Origin of the sequence: Lentzea tibetensis (assembly GCF_007845675.1) — a bacterium.
Taxonomy (GTDB): Bacteria; Actinomycetota; Actinomycetes; order Mycobacteriales; family Pseudonocardiaceae; genus Lentzea; species Lentzea tibetensis.
Genome location: NZ_VOBR01000001.1, coordinates 378,761 through 395,568, shown reverse-complemented (window position 1 = coordinate 395,568; position 16,808 = coordinate 378,761). Strand labels below are relative to the sequence as shown.

The window sequence follows — 16,808 nt, the reverse complement described above, 5'->3', positions numbered from 1 at the left end:
CCTACCTCCTGTCGGCCCGGCGTGCACCCGCCGAACCAGGTGTCACCGATCGCACCTTCCGGTCGAACGACCAGTTCAGCACCGGAGCGAGCACACCGCCGAGCCGCGCCAGCAGCTTGGTGCCGGTGTCCGGGCAGATCAGGAACCTGCGCTTGTCGATGCCCAGCACGATCGAGGCCGCGACCGCCTCGGGAGACAACGGCTTGATGGTGCCGCTGATCGCGAACGTCTCCGCGGGCTTGAACCGGTTCTCGTCGGCGAGCTGCGGCGTGTCGACGTCCGGCGGGAACACCACGCCGACGTGCACGCCGTGCGGGGTCAGCTCGGCGCGCAGCGACTCCATCAGGCCGCGCACGGCGAACTTCGCCGGGCCGTACGCGCTGTAGCCGTAGATGCCGAGCAGCCCGGCCGCCGAGGACACGGCCACGATGCTGCCGCGCCCGCGCTCGACCATGCCGGGTGCGACAGCGCGGATCGCGTACAGCGTGCCGAAGTAGTCGACCTCGATCATCTCGCGGAACACCGCGGGCTCGAGCTCGAGGAACCGGCCCGGCCTGGCCAGGCCCGCGCAGCTGATCAGCACGTCGCACGGACCGCCCAGCCCCTCCAACTCCTGCAGAGCCGTGGTGAGCGCGGCCTCGTCGGACACGTCGACGGCGCGGCTGTGCGCGCCGATCTCCTGAGCCGCCGCTTCGAGCCGGGCGGCGCCGCGTGCCAGCAGTGACACCGTCGCGCCGCGTGCCGAGAGCAGGCGGGCCGTCGCGAGGCCGATGCCGCTCGAACCGCCGGTGATGATCGCGTGCATTCGCATCACCTTGCCAGGCACGGCCTGGCAGCGGTAGGAAAGGTTTTCAGCCGCCGCTCGGCACGTGAGTGGAGGCTGACGTGAGACGACTACCCGTGCTCATCGCCGCAGTGGTGTTGACGCTGTCCGGCGCACCGTCCTCGGCCGCGCGGACCAAGTACGACTGGCTCCAGTTCGGCCTCGACCAGACGAAGTCCGCGAACAACACGCTCGAGACCGCGATCGGGCTCGACAACGTGGCCCGGTTGAAGCCGCTCTTCAAGACACCGCTGAACGACGTGCCCGACGGCGCGCCGGTGCTGCTGACCGGGGTTGCCACGTCCGATGGCATGCGCGATCTCGTTTACCTGCAAGGGGAACGCGGCAAGGTCAGCGCGTTCGACGCGCGCACCGGCGCGCACGTGTGGTCGAAGACGTTCACCGGCAGCGGCATCGCCAACGCGAGCCCCGCGCTCGACCCGAACCGCCAGTTCCTCTACGCGAACACCAACGACGGCATGGTGCACAAGCTGAAGGTCGCCGACGGTACCGAGATCATCGGCGGCGGCTGGCCGCAGCAGGCGGGTCCCGGCAAGGCCAGCTCGGCGCTCACCATCGGCACCGCGACCGACGGCACGTCGTACCTCTACGCGTCCAACCAGGGCAACGGCCACGTCACCACGATCAACCTGGCCACCGGCACGCAGCACGTGTTCAGCCTGGCCTGCGCGAACCGGCCGGACACCCACTTCGGCACGCCGGGCGGCCCCACGTGCGACGTGCGCGGCCCGAACCCGTGGGCGCGCGGCCCGTCGTTCGACCCGGTCCTGCAACGGCTCTTCCAGATGGGCGGCTCCAACAACGGCAACACCTGGGTGCCCGGCAAGGTGTGGCGGCAGAGCTGGGTCGCGCTCGCGCCGGACGGCAGCACCCAGCTCCGCGACGGTGGCGGCTACCCGGTCGACAGCTACACGCCGACCGACTGGGAGGCGTCGGTGAAGTCGGACCGCGACATCGGCAGCGGCGGACTGCTGATCCTGCCGAAGAACATCAGCGCCAAGTACCCGCACCTCGGCGTGCAGCCCGGCAAGGACCGCAAGATCAGGCTGCTGAACATCGCCAACCTGTCCGGCAAGGGCGGGCCCGGCCACCTCGGCGGCGAGCTGCAGCTGTTCGACTTCCCGGACATGAGCATGATGCGCTCGCAGGGCGCCGTCTGGACCAACCCGGCCGACGGGAAGGTCTGGGTGTTCGTGCCGGGGGAGAAGGGCATCGCGGGCTTCCAGGTCGAGGTGGACGCGCAGGGCAACCCGCGCATCAGTCTCAAGTGGACGATCTGGAACACCTGGACGACATCGGCTTTCGTCGCGAACGGTGTGCTGTACGCGGCCAACGGCGGTGGCGAGAAGACGCACACCTTCAAGGCGCGCGAGCTCCAGGCCATCAACCCGGTGACCGGAGCGGTCGTGTGGACCGGCGCGATCGGCGAGCACCACTGGTCGAGCCCGATCATGGCCAACGGCGTGCTCTACATGATCGACGGCAACTCGGGCGGCTTCGGCACGGGCACAACGGGCAACCTGATCGCGTGGTCGCTCGGCTGAGATCCGTAACGGCGCTCGGCGTGAGCACGATGACGCCGTCGTGAGTCGGCGCAGGAAGTCCAAGAAGTCCAAGAAGTCCGGCAGGCTGGCGTCCGCGGTCAAGAGCCCGTGGTTCCTGGTCGCGGGCGCGGCCATCGCGGGCGTCAGCCTGGTGGCGGCCGTCGTCGGCCCGGTTCCGGACCTGGTCAAGGACGAGACCGAGGTCTCCAGCCTGAGCGCCGAACCGGTGAACAAGCCCGGTGTCACGGAGTTCGTGCTGCCGCTGGACGTCCGGCTCGAGGACATGCCGCCCGGCGACGACGGCTACTGCACGCCGAAGGTCGTCGAGTGGCTCACGAAGGTCGGCCAGGAAGTCCCGCCGTACCAGCGGATCGCGCTGCGCAGCATCGCCCAGGACGGCGCGATGCTCGCGATCAGCAACGTCCGCGCGGTGGACCTGAAGAAGTACGACCCGCGTCCGGTCATGTTGTTCCGCTGCCCCGACGGTGGAAACGGCGACAACGCCATCCTCCACCTGCGGCTGGACCGTGATCCACAGGCACAGCTGGTCGACCTCGAAACCCAGACCACCGGCCCGTTCGCCTTCAACCTCCAGCCGGGCGAGCAGGGCTCGATCGAGCTGCACCTGCTCGGCGACACCGGCCACAGCTACTCGGGCCGCATCGTCGCGGACGTCGCGACGGGCGAGAAGAAGGCGACGGTCTCCTTGCCGCTCAACGGAAAGGTCGACGGGTTCGACCGAGTCAGCCCCGGCAGGTACGCGCGCCTCGCGGTGCAACCGGGGATGAAACCCGGTGTGTTCCAGTGCCTCCTCTACCCGCCGGGCGTGGCGGCGAGTGACAAGACCAGCGACTGGGACCTGATCGACTGCTCGCCGGAGAAGGTCCGCTCACTGCTGGCCGAGATCGGCGGCGCGCCGTGAACCAGCGCGTCGCGTGGCTCGCGGTGATCGCCGCGCTGGTCCTCGCGGGTGGAATAGTCGTTGCCCGGTCGGTGATGCGCTCGTCGACGACGGGTGTGGCGGTCGTGACCGTGCCCAGCGCCGTGCCCACCCAGGAGCCACCCACGACCACCATCGCCACGAGCACCCTCGCGGATCCCGATCCGGACAGGGCCACCGAGATGGTGCAGCTGATCCCGGTCGACCGCACGGGCACACCGGCCGCCGGCTACACCGTGCTGGCCGGTGAGGAGGTGTCGAACTGCGGCCAGTCCAGCGCGGGGATGGACTCCGACATCGTGATGTGCGTCCCGTCCGCGGCGAGAGCGGACGTCTGCTGGGTGACGCCGAACCGCACCACCCTGTTGTGCGGCACCACGCCGTGGGAGAAGACGCTGAAGCGCATGACGTCGACCGCGCCGGTCGTCCGGGTGGCCGCCCCCACCGACCCGGTGCCGTGGGGCCTGGAACTGGCCGACGGCGCGAAGTGCCAGGTGCGCAACGGCGGCAGCTGGCCGGGCCGCGCGGACGGCCTCAACGGCGCCTACTACTGCGACCGCGACGGAGAGTTCGTGCTCATCGACGACACCCACGGCGTCGTCAACCGCTCACAGGAGGCGTGGACCGCGATAGTCGGCGGGCTGGGCGACAACAACCAGGAGTTCCCACCACCGGTGAAAGTCCGTGTCGTCAAGGCCTACTTCGCCTCCTACGCCACCGGCTAGGGCCCGGTGACCAACCCTTCCCGCACCGCCCACAGAGCGGCCTGGGTCCGGGAAGCCAGCCCGAGCTTGTTCAACACGTTGCTCACGTGGGTCCGCGCGGTCCGCTCGCTGATCACCAGCGCGTCGGCGATGTCCCGATTGGACTTCCCCTGAGCGACGAGCACCAGGATCTCCCGCTCCCGCGGCGTCAACGCGGTGGCTGTTCGTTGCGGAGCGACCAACGACCGGGTGAGCGTCCGGGCGACAGCAGGGTCCAGGTGCACCTGTCCCCGCTTGGCGGCGCGGACAGCGGCTCCCACCTGATCGGCCTCGGCGTCCTTCAGCAGATAACCGGCGGCGCCGGCCTCCAGGGCCACGTGCACCCGTTCAGCCTCGCTGAACGACGTCAGCGCGACCACCTCCACCTGCGGGTAGCGGGCCTTGATGGCTTTGGTGGCACCGATCCCGTCCAGCCGAGGCATCAGGAGGTCCATCAACACGACGTCGGGCAGGTTGTCCTGCGCCGCGAGCACGGCCAACTGGTCCAAAGCGGCCTGGCCGTCCGCGGCCTCGCCCTGCACGTCGATGTCGTCGAGCATTTCGAAGAACGCTCGCATGCCGCGCCGCACGACCGCGTGGTCGTCGACCAGGAACACGCGGATGGGCGTCATCGTGGATCTCCTAGTGACTGGTCGGGCAGCACCGCGCGAACGGTGGTCGACCCCGATGTGCTGCTGTCTATGACGAGCTCGCCGCCGATCCGCGCCATGCGTTCCCGCATCCCGTTGAGGCCCATGCCTCCGGGTGGCGCGTCGAGCGGGTCGAAACCTGTGCCGTCGTCGATCACCTCGACGACGAGGCCGTCCGGGGCCTCGTCGAGGATGATGTCGATGCGTCCGGCGCTGGCGTGCTTCACGCTGTTGTGCACGGCTTCCTGCACGACGCGGAACAGTTCTTCCTCGGCCCGGTCGTCGAGCTCGAGGCGGTACTCGGGTGCTTCGACGGCGATCACCAGGCCCTCGCGGGCGGCGATGGCCGCGGACTGCTTGCGGATCGCCTCGGCGAGGCCGTCCTCGCGCAGCGCGTCCGGGCGGAGCTGGAACAGCGACGCGCGCATCTCGGCCAGCGCGCCCGCGGTCAGCGAGCGCAGCTCGGTGAGTCCACGCGCGACTGGGCCGTTCGGGTCGCCGCCTTCCTTCTGCACGGCCAGTTCGACCGCGCGGGCGTGCAGGGTCATGGAGAACAGCGCCTGCGAGACGGAGTCGTGCAGCTCGCGTGCGAGCCGGTGGCGCTCTTCGAGAGCAGCCACCTGGGACGCCTCGTCGAGCATCTCCATGACTTCCTCGACCCGCAGTTGTTCCTCCCCAGCGATCGACGCGACCATGATCCGTGCCGAGGCGGAGCCGACCGAACCCGCGAGCAACGTCTCGGCGTGGTGTACCAGATCCGGGTCCGCGTCGCCCGTGCTCGGCACCTCAATGCCCCGATCGCGTGCATATTCGGCGAACGCCTCATCTGTCGCGGTCCGGCCGATCGAACGGCGCAGCACCTCGTGCAGATCTTCCACGGGTATGCGGCCGCGCCACAAGCGCGGTCGTTCGGGATCGGCGAGCGCGTCCACGAAGAGCACCGCCTGCGCCTGTTCGCGCGCGCGAGGCCTGCTGAGCAACGAAATTACAACGTAGCCACCGATGTTCACGAGCATGCTCCAGAACATCGAGTGGCTGATGTTGTCCATCCCGCTGATGCCGAACAGCTCTTCCGGGCGCAGCGCCGAGATCCCGAACGGGCCCTCGGTGAGGAACGACTGCGACATCCAGCCGGACCTCGCGAAGTTCGGCAGCAGCAACGTGTACACCCACGCGGCGAAGCCCGCGGACAGACCGACGAGCGCGCCGTTGCGCGTGCCGGCCTTCCAGAACAGTCCGCCGAGGATCGCGGGCGCGAACTGGGCGACCGCCGCGAACGACACGAGTCCCATGGAGACCAACGCCGCGCCTTCGCCCGCGAGGCGGAAGTACGCGTAGCCCAACAGCATCACGACGACGATGCTCACCCTGCGGACACCGAGGATCAGACCGGCGAGCTTGTGACGGTACGACCATCGACGAAGCAGCACCGGCATCACGAGCGAGTTCGAGATCATCGTGCTGAGCGCGACCGTCTCGACGATGATCATGCCGGTGGCAGCGCTGAGCCCGCCGATGAACACCAGCAGTGTCAACGCTTCCTGTCCAGCCGCCATGGGCACACCGAGTACATACGTGTCGGCGTCGACGGTGTTACCGAGCCGCAGCAACCCCGCTGCGGCAATCGGCAGCACGAAGATGCTGATGAGGAACATGTACAGCGGCGTCAGCCACATCGCGCGCTTGAGGTGCCGCTCGTCCACGTTCTCGACGACGGCGATCTGCCACTGGCGCGGAAGCAGGAAGATCGCGAGCATCGACAGCAGGGTGAGCCACACCCATTCACCGGTGTCGTCGCCGAGTGTGAACACCGTCGACAGGCCTGCCTCGGACGCGCGCGCGAACAGGTCGCCGAAACCGTTGTACAGCCCGAAAGTGACGAACACACCCGCGGCGACGAACGCGACGAGCTTCACGATGGACTCGAACGCGATGGCGGTCACCATGCCCTCGTGCCGCTCGGTCGCGTCGAGGTGCCGCGTTCCGAACAGGATCGTGAACGCCGCCAGCAGCAGCGTCACGTACAGGGCGGTGTCCTGGAGCAGCGGCACCTGGCCGAGCTGCGCGGTGGGGATGACGTCCGGGTGCCTGCGGATGAGCTCGAAGGTGTTGGAAACCGCTTTCAGCTGCAGCGCGATGTACGGGACCACGCCGACGGTCGCGACGATCGCGACCAGCGCGCCGAGCGTCGCGCTCTTGCCGTAGCGGGCGGACACGAAGTCCGCGAGCGAGGTGATCCGGTTGCGGCGGCTGATCCGGATGATCCGGCGCAGCACCAGCCAGCCGAGCGCGAGCATCAGCGTCGGGCCGAGGTAGATCGGCAGGAAGCCGACGCCGGAGGTGGCCGCCCGGCCGACGCTGCCGTAGTAGGTCCACGAGGTGGCGTACACGGCGAGTGACAGCGCGTAGATGGTGCCACCGCTGATCAGGCTGCGGCCGGTATCACCGCGGCGGTCGCCGTAGAAGGCGACCGCGAACAGGATCCCCAAATAGGCGAAGGAGACGACGATGACGAACCAGGTCTGGAGCACCGCGTCAACCCGACCGTCGGACGAGCAGCGCGACGAGCCCGATCACGACGGCCCAGGCCGCGAAGAGGTAAGCCCACACGACGGGGACGTTGAAGATCTGCGCTCCCCGGTCGAATGCGGTCAGCAGCGGCGGTAGGAACAGTAAGAATCCGAACAACGCCACGACTGCGGTGAGACCCGTCAGCCGCTCGTCGCCATTGCTGCCATTCGGACCGCGTTTCATGCGTCACCGCCCGCCATACGGCCGCCAGTACGTCCTGGTCCGAGCTCGGGTGGTTGACCTGGGCCGGACCAGATCGGAGCGTAGTACGAATGGAGCAGTTCAAGAAGTGGACATGACGATTATTCGCAGAAATTCGGCCGGTTCAGTGTAAATCAAGCGCTCGTTTGATCCCGTTCGTGTTGTATTCGGGATCGAACAATTCCCGGATGAGGGACGCGTACCGGTCGCCGTCCGGTCCCGCGGCGAGCTCGCGCACGCGCACGGTCGGCTGGTGCAGCAGCTGCCGCACGACCCGCCGCACGGTGCGCGCGACGTCGGCGCGCTGGTCCTCGGTCAGCTCGGGGCGCCGCCTGCGCAACGCGGCCAGCTCGGTGCCGACGAGGTCCTCGGCCCGGTTGCGGAGAGTGGCGACCGTTGGTGCGATCACGGACGCGCGCAGCCACCGCAGGTAGCCGTCGACCTCCTCGGCGACGATCGCGTCCGCGGCGGCGACGTCGGTCGCGCTGTCCGTGAGCGCGGCGCCGAGGCGCGTCATGTCGATCAGCGTGACGCCCGGCGCGTCCGCGACGGCCGGGTCGACGTCGCGCGGCACGGCGAGGTCGAGGATCAGCATCCTCCGCGCGGGCACGCGGGTGATCACCTCGCCGGGCGACGCGGTCGCGGAGACGACGACGTCCACTTCGTCCAGCGCGTCGTGCAGTTCGGACAGCGGCACGGCGACCGCCTCGTGGTCCGCGGCGATCCGCTCGGGCGTGCGCCCGGCGACCATCAGCTCGCCGATGCCCGCGCGGCGCAGCGTCGCGAGCGCGAGCCTGCCCATCGCGCCGGTGCCGACGACGAGTCCCCGGCGCGGCGTGATGCCCGACTGCGCGAGTCCGAGCTCGAGCGCCGCGGTGACCACGCTGCGGCCCGCCTCGTCGACGCGGGTCTCGGTGCGCACCCGCTTGCCGGTCTTCAGCGCCTGCTGCACCAGCTCGTGCAGCGTGCTCCCGACGGTGTCCGCCGCCCGCGCGTAGGCGTCCCTGAGCTGGCCCTGGATCTGCGCCTCGCCGACGACCATCGAGTCGAGTCCTGATGCGACGCGGAAGACGTGCCGCACCGCCTCGTCGTCGTAGGAGACGGTGAGGTGCTCGGCGAGGTCCTGCACGTCCATACCGGCTTGTGCGGCGAGCAGCCCGCCGATCTCGGCGAGCGCGCCGTGGAACCCGTTGACCGCCGCGACGATCTCCACGCGGTTGCACGTCGACAGCACCATCGCCTCGCGGACGTGACCCGACAGGACCAGGTCGTCCGGTCGCACGGCGATCCGTTCCAGCAGTGAAACCGGGGCTGTGCGGTGCGAGACGCCGACGACCAGCAGGTTCATGCGTCCAGTTTTCGCGGCCCCGCTCTCGTTCCACCACCACGCGTTCCGCCGGGCGGCACGGGCGAGAGCCCGGTCAGAGCCAGCTGAGATCGTCGACCGGTGGCTCGCCGCCCGCCTCGGTGAACGCCACGAGCGCGTTGACCAGACCGCGCCGCTTCGACTCGGGCATCCGCGCGACGATCCGGCTGATCTCGGCGCGCCGCCGCCGGAACACGCCGCGCACCACGCGCAGGCCCTCCGCGGTCAGCTCGATGACGACCTCGCGGCGCGACTCCGGGTTCGGCTGCCGCTCGACCATGTCCGCGGCGACGAGCCGGTCGACCATCCGCGTCGCCGTCGACGGGTTGACGCCCAGGTGGTCGGCGAGCGCCGTCAGCTTCATCGAGCCGCGGCCCTCCAGCACCACGAGCAGCCGGAACTGGGGGAGCGTGATGGTGTCCTCGACCGCGGCGATCGATCGGACGGAGACGGCTACGAGCAGCTTGGAGGCGGTCAGCACCGCGTCGGTGAGCGCGTCGACGTCGCTGACGGATCGAGTCACGCGCACAGCCTACCCAGATCACGAAAAGGTAACGCTTGCACTGGGCAATGATCGCGGGACGGTGTGCCGCCCGTACCCCGGAGTGTCCTCGACGCGAAGGGAGACCACGTGTTCACCCGCACAGCCGGTGCCGTACTGGCACTCGTGCTCCTGTTGTCGCCGGTGGCCGCGGCGCAGCCCGGCCTCGGCCCCGACTTCACACCGACCGCGTTCGGGCCGATGGGGCCCGCCGGTCGCGACATGCTGGTGAAGGTGCGACTCGCCGGGCTCTGGGAGGGACCAGCCGGTCGCCTCGGCCTGGAGAAGTCGGCCAACCCGCTCGTGAAGGACGCGGGCAGACACCTCATCGAGGGGCACACCGAGCTGGACGCGAAGGTGCTGGAGCTCGGCCGGACGCTCAACGTCGAGCTGCCCACCGAGGCCAACGCGGACCAGCAGGGCTGGATCGGCGAGATGACCGCGGCACCGGCCCGCAGCGTCGAGTTCGACCGCGTCTTCGCGAACCGGCTGCGCGCCGCGCACGGCTCCGTCTACAAGTTCCTCGCCGAGGTGCGCACGGGCACGCGCAACACGTTGATCCGCGACTTCGCCAAGCGCTGCATGGAGGTCGTGCTCGACCACATCACGGTCATCGAGGCCACCGGCATGGTCGACTTCAGCGACACCACCGCGATCCCCGTCGCGAAGCTCGCCGCGTCGTCCAATGCGGCCAAGCAGCAGCAGGCGCAGCAGCTACCGCCCCAGTTCCCAGCCCCAGGTCAGACGGGTCAGGCCGGTCAGCGGTCCGACGCCACCGGCTGGCTGCCGGGCGTGCTCGTGATCATCGCGGTGGCCGCGGGCGTCGTGTTCTGGAGCGGCGGCGGGCGACGCACGGGCAAGCGCCGGGTCTGAGTCCATTCAGGACGCCTGTAAACCGGCCTGCAGAGGATTTAGAGGTCGGCCTCCTAGCTTTGGCACCATGACCCGGACGATCGCCCTCGCGCTGCTGCTCGTCCTCGCCGTGTGCTCGCCGGTTGCCGCGGCGACCGGCGAGGTCGTCGCCGAACCGGGCGCGAACTGGGTCGGCCGGAACGCGGACGGGTCGTTGCAGGCGTTCGCCGTGCACGAGGGCGAGCTCGTGACCTGGTGGCAGGAGAACGGGGTGTTCGCCCCGCCCGCCGTGCTCTCCGCGCCGGGACCGCTGGCGCCCGCGGTGTCCGTGGTCTCGACGGCGGACGGCACGCTGCGGGTGTTCGCGCGCCGGGCGGACACCGGCGAGATCGTCACCATCGCGCAGAACGACCGCTACGGCGGCTTCCCGCAGACGTGGGAGTCGCTGGGCGTGCAGGCGGGCAGCCCGGTGGCGGCACTGCGGTCCGACGGCCGGGTGCGCGTGGTCGCGCGGAACGCGCACGGGGGAGTGAGCGCACTCGTGCTGGGGGATGGCGGCTGGTTGGACCTCGGTGGCACCGGGGTGCGCGACGGGCTCGCGGTCAGCGGTGACGAGGTCTTCGGGTACGCCGTGGACAACGGCGTCGGCAGGATCAAGCACTGGACGAGCGGCGGGATCGCCGACCTGGACGGGCCTGAGCCCGCCGGTCCGCCCGCGCTGTCGAACGGGAAGCTCTACTACCGGCTCGCCGACGGCACCGTGGTGCGCGTGTCGGACGGCGTGACCGAGAACCTGGGCGGTGCGGGCGAGGGCGCGGTGACCGTGGTCGCCGGGACGCTGATCGCCAACCGCGCGGAGGGGCTCGGCCTGGCGCGGCTCGACGCGCCGGGCTGGACCGAGATCGGGCCGCGCGGTCGTCCCGCTGCCGCGGTCGACGCGAACGGTGTGCTGCAGGTTTTCTCGCTCGCGGACGACGGAACGCTGCGCGTGACCGGGATCGTCCACGAAACGATCCCGGCCACGCGGTCGAGCAACTAGCTGGCCTGCACGTCGATGCAGGAGTAGAACGCCATCGCGGTGTCACCGATGTTCCAGCGCGCGAGCACCTTCAGCTTGCCCTTGGCGCCGAGGTTGACCTTGTGCGAGACCGTGGCCGGCGGCTGCTGGTTGCCACCGTCGAAGGTCGCGACCTTCCGGCCGTTCACGAAGTACTCGTAGTTCGCCGTGCGGTGCCGCGCGGTGAACGTCCAGTTGAACGTCGCCGTCTGGCCGACCGAGGCGACCTTCCACCCCTTGCCGTCGTTGTTCAGCTCGGCGAACCGGGAGCCGCCGCCGTTGCAGGCCGTGGAGCCCTTGGGGGCCTCAACGCTCTGCGGCTCGTACTTGATGTCGCCGCACGACACCTGGCCGCGGGCGCACTGCGCCTGCCTGCTGGCCGGCGAGGACACGTAGCCGTGCGCGGACGCAGGGCTGGTCGGCATGACGACCACGAGCAACGGCGCGACGAGCACACCGGCCAGGGCCGCGGTCAACTTGCGTCGGAAGTTCATGGGCGGTTCCTTCTGCCTTGGTGGAGCGTTGCAGGGTCACCAGGCGGCGGACAGGTCTAGACCATACCGGGCGTGACGAGTCCGTGACAAGAAGTACATACCAAGCCCCATGAATCAGATACACATGGGTATTGACAGGTCTCCGACATGAAGTCACTAGTTAATGAGTGGTCAATAATTGACACAATCAGTCAAGCGTCAGCTCGAAAACTGCCAGGTCGTCGAACCTCGGACGGCCGGGAGCTGATCGGTCGGCAACGAGTGCGACGCGGTTGGTGAGCCATTCACCCTCCACCGCTTCACCCGCGAGCTCCTTCGGCACCCTGCCGCGTGCGATCACCACGTCGGCCTCGAACGGCTGCGGGTGCGTGACCGGCACGATCCCGGCCGTCGCGTCGAACACGACCGCCGAGAGGTCGTCCAGGCCGGCGACGGGGACGCCGAGCCACTGCCCGCCGAGCCGTCGCGTCACCGGGCCGAGCACGCACCGCGCGGGCTCGGCGAAGGTGAGTTCTCCTTGCAGCGCTTCAATCAGCTCCGGGACGAGCCGGTCGGGCACGGTGCCGAGCGGCCGCAGCTTCACGAGCCACTGCGCCGGATCGGACCAGGTCACGAGCGGGTGCGGCGGGCGGGCGAGCCGGGCGATCGTGCGCACGACGCCGGGCGGTGGCCAGGTCGCCACGGAGAGGCGCGTCATGCGCCAAGTGTCCGTCACCCGCCGCCTCTCCGCAGTCGTACGGGTTCCACGGCAGATAACGGAAAGACAGCGGTCATGCGTTGTCAAACGGCGAATTGTGAATTAGCTTCGCGGCGCCAGCACCTCCTGCGGAACCGAGGGGCGAACCGATGTCCGGTTTAGACGTACGGCCGCCTGACACCTTCATCCAGGCTCTCTACGAGGAGCACGGAAGGGTTCTGCTGAACTACGCGCGGAGAGCCACCGGCGACCGTTGCTTCGCCGAGGACGTCGTGCAGGAGACCCTCCTGCGGGCCTGGCGGCACCCCGAGTCCTTCGAGGAGGGAAGGGGCTCTGCGCGCGGCTGGCTGCTGACCGTCGCGCGCAACGTGATCATCGACCACGCCCGCTTCCGGTCCGTGCGGCCGGTCGAGGTCGCGGAGGTGGCGGGCTCGGTGGCGACCACGCCCGTGCAGCGCGACCACGCGCAGGGCGTCGTCGACTCGGTCGTGCTGCACCGCGCGCTCGGCGAGCTGTCCGCCGACCACCGGCGGGTGCTGACCGAGCTCTACTTCCTCGGACGCAGCGACAGCGAGGCCGCGGCCGCGCTCGGACTGCCGGTCGGCACCGTGAAGTCCAGGTCGCACTACGCGCTGGGCCTGCTCCGCAAGTGGTTCGGCTGCTGAGTGACGCCACTTGGCTCTTGAGCGTTTCCGTTTGATTCAGCATGCTCTTGGGCAACTGCGAGTGGTGCGGGGTGCCCAGTGCGTTCGATTGTGGCGTTTTCCCTGTCAATTGTGATGGTTCTCGGCCAGGCGGTGAGCGCGCAGGCGGCACCGGTGCTGGACGTCCACCGCTACCTCGAGGACCCGAGGATGACCGGTGAGGGCCAGCAGCCGCACCACGCCGAGTTGCGTCCCTACTCCTCCGTGCAGCAGGCGTTGCGCGGTGACGAGCGCACTCCGTACACCGCGTCGCTGGACGGCGAGTGGCGAGTGCACATGTCCGATCTGCCGGAGCAGGTGCCCACCGGGTTCTACGAGCCGGACTTCGACGTGCGCTCGTGGCAGGCCGTGCGCGTCCCGCACACGTTGCAGACCGACGGCCTCGACCACCCGATGTTCCGGAACACGGTCGAGGAGATCTGGCCGGACAACCCGCCGAACGTGCCGCGCGACATCAACCCGACCGCCGCCTACGTGCGGTCGTTCGAGGTGCCGCAGCAGTGGGACGGCAGGCGCACGTTCCTGCGGTTCGAGGGCGTGACGGCCGGCTACTTCGTGTGGGTCAACGGGCGCTACGCAGGGTTCGACCAGGGCGGCTACACGCCCGCCGAGTTCGACGTGACCAACCTGCTCGTGCCGGGGCGCAACCGCGTCGCGCTGCAGGTGCACCGCTGGGGCGCGGGCTCGTACCTCGAGGACTACGACCAGTGGCGGTTCAGCGGCATCTTCCGCTCGGTCTGGATGTACTCGACGCCGCGGGACTACATCCAGGACGTCGCCGTCACCACGCAGGGCTCGACGCTGAAGGCCGAGGTCGACGTCGTCGGCTCCGGCTCGGTCTGGGCCGGGTTGTACGACCGCAACGGCAGGCAGGTCGCGACCGCGGCCGGTGGGCCGACGCTGACGATGAACGTCGACAACCCGTTGCGGTGGAACGACGAGACGCCGAACCTCTACACGCTCGTGCTGCGGCTGGGCCAGCACGTGACGCAGGAGAAGGTCGGGTTCCGCGACATCACGATCGCGGACCGGCAGCTGAAGATCGACGGCAAGCGGGTGCTGTTCAAGGGCGTCAACCGGCCCGAGACCGACCCCGACCACGGCAGGCACCAACCGCGCTCGCGGCAGCAGCAGGACGTGAAGCTGATGAAGCAGCTGCACATCAACGCCGTCCGCACCGCGCATTACCCGTCCGACCCGTATTTCTACGACCTCGCCGACTCGCAGGGCCTGTGGATCGACGACGAGATGGACGTCGAGACGCACGCGCACGAGAACTGCCCGCAGGACTGCCTCGCCGACCGTCCTGAGTGGAGCGACGCGTTCCTGGAACGGTTCGTCGCGATGGTCGAGCGGGACAAGAACCACCCCAGCGTCTTCATGTGGGACACCGGGAACGAGGCGGGGCTCGGCGCCGCGCACTTCCGGATGGCCGAGTGGGCCAAGGTCAACGAGCCGTCGCGCCCGCTCTACCACCAGCCGAACAAGCCGAGCGGTGACGCGCCGTTCGCACACGTGTGGGGCCCGCGCTACCCGTCACCGGAGAAGTTCGCGACGCAGGTGGCGCAGACCACGAAACCGCTGATCCTGGGCGAGTACGCGCACGCGATGGGCAACGCGCTCGGCAACTTCCGCGAGTTCTGGGACATCATCAGGGCCAACCCGCAGGCCCAGGGCGGCTTCGTGTGGGACTGGGCCGAGCAGAACATGCGGCAACGGCTGCGCGTCCTGCCCGCGTCGGTGCTCACCCACCTCACCGGCAAGCCGGAGCACGTCGCCGGGCACAGCGGCAAGGCGCTGTACTTCTCCGGGCTGGACGACTTCGTCGAGACCTACCGCGACCCGAAGCTCGACATCACCGGCGCGCTGACGCTCGACGCGTGGGTGAAGCCCGCGCGGCCGTGGAGCAACTTCACGATCGTCACCAAGGGCAACGCCTACGGCCTGCGGATGAAGGACGAGAAGACGCTGGAGTTCTTCGCGGGCAAGGCTGTCTCGGCGCCTGTGCCCGCCGATTTCTTCGACCGCTTCCACCGGGTGACCGGGACCTACGACGGTGCTCAGCTGCGGCTGTACATCGACGACCAGCAGGTCGCCTCGGCCGAGTGGGCCGGCGGGATCCCGTCGAACGCGTGGCCCGTCAACATCGGCCGCAACGCCGAGACCATGCGCGAGAAGTACAACGGGCGGATGGCGCACGGCACGATCGACGACCTGCGGATCTTCGACCGCGCGGTGCCGCCAGCGGCGTCCGGGACGCCGGTGTACTCCGTCGACTTCGACCGGATCGTCGATCGCGGCACGTACCTGTCGCACGGTGTCGCTTTGGCCGGTGTCGACGGTGTGGTCACCTCGGACCGTGAGCTGCAGCCCGAGACCGCGCAGCTCGCCTGGGTGCACCAGCCGTTGCGCTTCGCTTTGCAGGACCGGACTTTGACCGTGACCAGTGAACGGGTTTTCGCCGCCCTGGACGGCGAGCTGCGGTGGTCGTTGGGCTCGCAGCGCGGATCTCAGCCGGTGCGCATCGGACCCGGTGAGACCTTGCGCGTGCCGGTGCCGTCCGGCTCCGGTCTCCTGACCGTCGAGGTGTGGCGCGACGGAGCGGTGTACGCACACGACCAGTTCCAGGTGGGTGCCGCGGAGTCGTTCGAGACGCCCGTGGCTCTTGGTGCTCCGGTCGTCGAGCAGGCCGCTGACGCCGTGGTCGTGCGCGGTCCCGGCTTCCGGTACGAGATCGACAAGCGCACCGGTGGCCTGCGCTCGATGCGCGCGCGTGGCGTGGAACTGTTGCACGACAAGGGCACCGCGCTCGACGTGTGGCGCACGCCGATCAGCAACGAGACCGCGGACTGGGGCAAGGCCGAGCACCTGGACTGGCGTGCCGTCGGGCTCGACAAGCTGCGGGACACCGCGCAGTCCGTCGAGGTCTCCGGCAACACGATCACGGTGAAGTCGACCGCCGGTTCCCCGGACGCCGCGTTCGTGCAGACGTTGACGTACGTGATCGACGGCGCGGGCACGGTGCGGCTCGCGCACTCGGTCGAGCCGACCGGCAAGCTGCGGACGTTGCCGTACCTGCCGCGGATGGGCGTGCAGGTGGCCGTGCCGGACCGGTTCCAGCGCTTCGCCTGGTACGGGCGCGGTCCGGTGGAGAGCTACAACGACCGCAAGGACGGCACCCCGACGGGCGTGTGGCGGTCCACAGTGGACAAGCAGTACGTCGACTACGACTCTCCGCAGGACAACGCCAACCACACCGACGCGAAGTGGGCGTTGCTCACCGACGGGCGCACCGGCGGCCTGCTCGTCACCGGCGCCAACGACGTGTCCGTGAGCCGGTACGACTCGCTGGACCGCGCCACGTACGGTTTCCAGAAGCAGCGCAACGACGGGTGGATCACCCTGCACGCCGACCACGCGGTGACCGGCGTCGGTGACACGCCGAACCCGGTGCGCGAGAAGTACCAGGTGCGCGCGGACCGGTCGTACTCGTACCAGCTGACGCTGCGGCCGTTGTCACCGGTCGAGGTGCTGACGGGGACACCCCGATTTTGATCCCTCACCGATAGATCGACATGATGCTCCCGCAGGTCCGGACGAGTGC

General features: G+C 69.3%; 15 protein-coding genes. 7 read left to right on the top strand and 8 right to left on the bottom strand.

What is annotated here, in order from left to right; all coding sequences use genetic code 11:
- Nucleotide 1 precedes the first annotated feature (1 nt).
- The gene (locus tag FKR81_RS01755; RefSeq protein ID WP_222598133.1) at nt 2–805 is read right to left on the bottom strand and encodes an SDR family oxidoreductase; all 804 of its coding nucleotides are present in this window, start codon (nt 803–805) and stop codon (nt 2–4) included.
- 80 nt (nt 806–885) lie between these two features.
- Here FKR81_RS01755 and FKR81_RS01750 point away from each other — a divergent pair, with 80 nt between their 5' ends.
- From FKR81_RS01750 to FKR81_RS01740, 3 genes are read left to right on the top strand one after another with little or no spacing between them, the layout of a single operon-like run.
- On the top strand, nt 886–2,388 hold the full coding sequence (locus FKR81_RS01750) for an outer membrane protein assembly factor BamB family protein (RefSeq protein ID WP_146349090.1): 1,503 nt from the start codon (nt 886–888) through the stop codon (nt 2,386–2,388).
- A 40-nt stretch (nt 2,389–2,428) separates the two neighbouring features.
- Nucleotides 2,429–3,310 carry a hypothetical protein gene (locus FKR81_RS01745; protein WP_146349089.1) on the top strand — a complete coding sequence of 294 codons (882 nt, stop codon included), beginning with the start codon at nt 2,429–2,431 and terminating at the stop codon, nt 3,308–3,310.
- Nucleotides 3,307–4,053 carry a hypothetical protein gene (locus FKR81_RS01740; protein WP_146349088.1) on the top strand — a complete coding sequence of 249 codons (747 nt, stop codon included), beginning with the start codon at nt 3,307–3,309 and terminating at the stop codon, nt 4,051–4,053. Before FKR81_RS01745 ends, FKR81_RS01740 begins: the two co-directional genes overlap by 4 nt.
- Here the strand turns inward: FKR81_RS01740 and FKR81_RS01735 are convergent.
- From FKR81_RS01735 to FKR81_RS01715, 5 genes are all read right to left on the bottom strand, one after another.
- On the bottom strand, nt 4,050–4,703 hold the full coding sequence (locus FKR81_RS01735) for a response regulator (protein ID WP_146349087.1): 654 nt from the start codon (nt 4,701–4,703) through the stop codon (nt 4,050–4,052). The two genes, FKR81_RS01740 and FKR81_RS01735, sit on opposite strands and share 4 nt — an antisense overlap.
- Nucleotides 4,700–7,252 (bottom strand): histidine kinase, encoded by a 2,553-nt coding sequence (locus FKR81_RS01730; protein WP_146349086.1) that lies wholly within the window; start codon nt 7,250–7,252, stop codon nt 4,700–4,702. Before FKR81_RS01730 ends, FKR81_RS01735 begins: the two co-directional genes overlap by 4 nt.
- Before the next feature lie 4 nt (nt 7,253–7,256).
- Entirely contained in the window at nt 7,257–7,475 is a 219-nt protein-coding gene (locus tag FKR81_RS01725; RefSeq protein ID WP_146349085.1) for a hypothetical protein, read from the bottom strand.
- 142 nt (nt 7,476–7,617) lie between these two features.
- Complete coding sequence (locus FKR81_RS01720) at nt 7,618–8,841, bottom strand: glutamyl-tRNA reductase (protein WP_146349084.1); 1,224 nt, start codon at nt 8,839–8,841, stop codon at nt 7,618–7,620.
- Nucleotides 8,842–8,914: 73 nt separating this feature from the next.
- Nucleotides 8,915–9,382 carry a MarR family winged helix-turn-helix transcriptional regulator gene (locus FKR81_RS01715; RefSeq protein ID WP_235921193.1) on the bottom strand — a complete coding sequence of 156 codons (468 nt, stop codon included), beginning with the start codon at nt 9,380–9,382 and terminating at the stop codon, nt 8,915–8,917.
- 108 nt (nt 9,383–9,490) lie between these two features.
- On the opposite strand from FKR81_RS01715, the gene FKR81_RS01710 reads away from it, so the two are divergent.
- Nucleotides 9,491–10,273, top strand: a complete 783-nt coding sequence (locus tag FKR81_RS01710; protein WP_146349082.1) for a DUF4142 domain-containing protein — start codon at nt 9,491–9,493, stop codon at nt 10,271–10,273.
- A 67-nt stretch (nt 10,274–10,340) separates the two neighbouring features.
- Nucleotides 10,341–11,291: a hypothetical protein gene (locus FKR81_RS01705; protein WP_146349081.1), complete on the top strand. Its 951-nt coding sequence runs from the start codon at nt 10,341–10,343 to the stop codon at nt 11,289–11,291.
- On the opposite strand, the gene FKR81_RS01700 is transcribed toward FKR81_RS01705, so the two are convergent.
- A complete protein-coding gene (locus FKR81_RS01700) occupies nt 11,288–11,803 on the bottom strand; it encodes a lytic polysaccharide monooxygenase auxiliary activity family 9 protein (RefSeq protein WP_146349080.1) in 516 nt (171 codons plus the stop codon). The two genes, FKR81_RS01705 and FKR81_RS01700, sit on opposite strands and share 4 nt — an antisense overlap.
- A 187-nt stretch (nt 11,804–11,990) precedes the next feature.
- Nucleotides 11,991–12,500 carry a 2'-5' RNA ligase family protein gene (locus FKR81_RS01695; protein ID WP_146349079.1) on the bottom strand — a complete coding sequence of 170 codons (510 nt, stop codon included), beginning with the start codon at nt 12,498–12,500 and terminating at the stop codon, nt 11,991–11,993.
- A gap of 149 nt (nt 12,501–12,649) precedes the next feature.
- Here FKR81_RS01695 and FKR81_RS01690 point away from each other — a divergent pair, with 149 nt between their 5' ends.
- Together FKR81_RS01690 and FKR81_RS01685 are read left to right on the top strand one after the other, a co-directional pair.
- On the top strand, nt 12,650–13,165 hold the full coding sequence (locus FKR81_RS01690) for a sigma-70 family RNA polymerase sigma factor (RefSeq protein WP_146349078.1): 516 nt from the start codon (nt 12,650–12,652) through the stop codon (nt 13,163–13,165).
- Between the two features lie 114 nt (nt 13,166–13,279).
- The gene (locus tag FKR81_RS01685) at nt 13,280–16,759 is read left to right on the top strand and encodes a glycoside hydrolase family 2 TIM barrel-domain containing protein (RefSeq protein ID WP_146349181.1); all 3,480 of its coding nucleotides are present in this window, start codon (nt 13,280–13,282) and stop codon (nt 16,757–16,759) included.
- Nucleotides 16,760–16,808 lie beyond the last annotated feature (49 nt).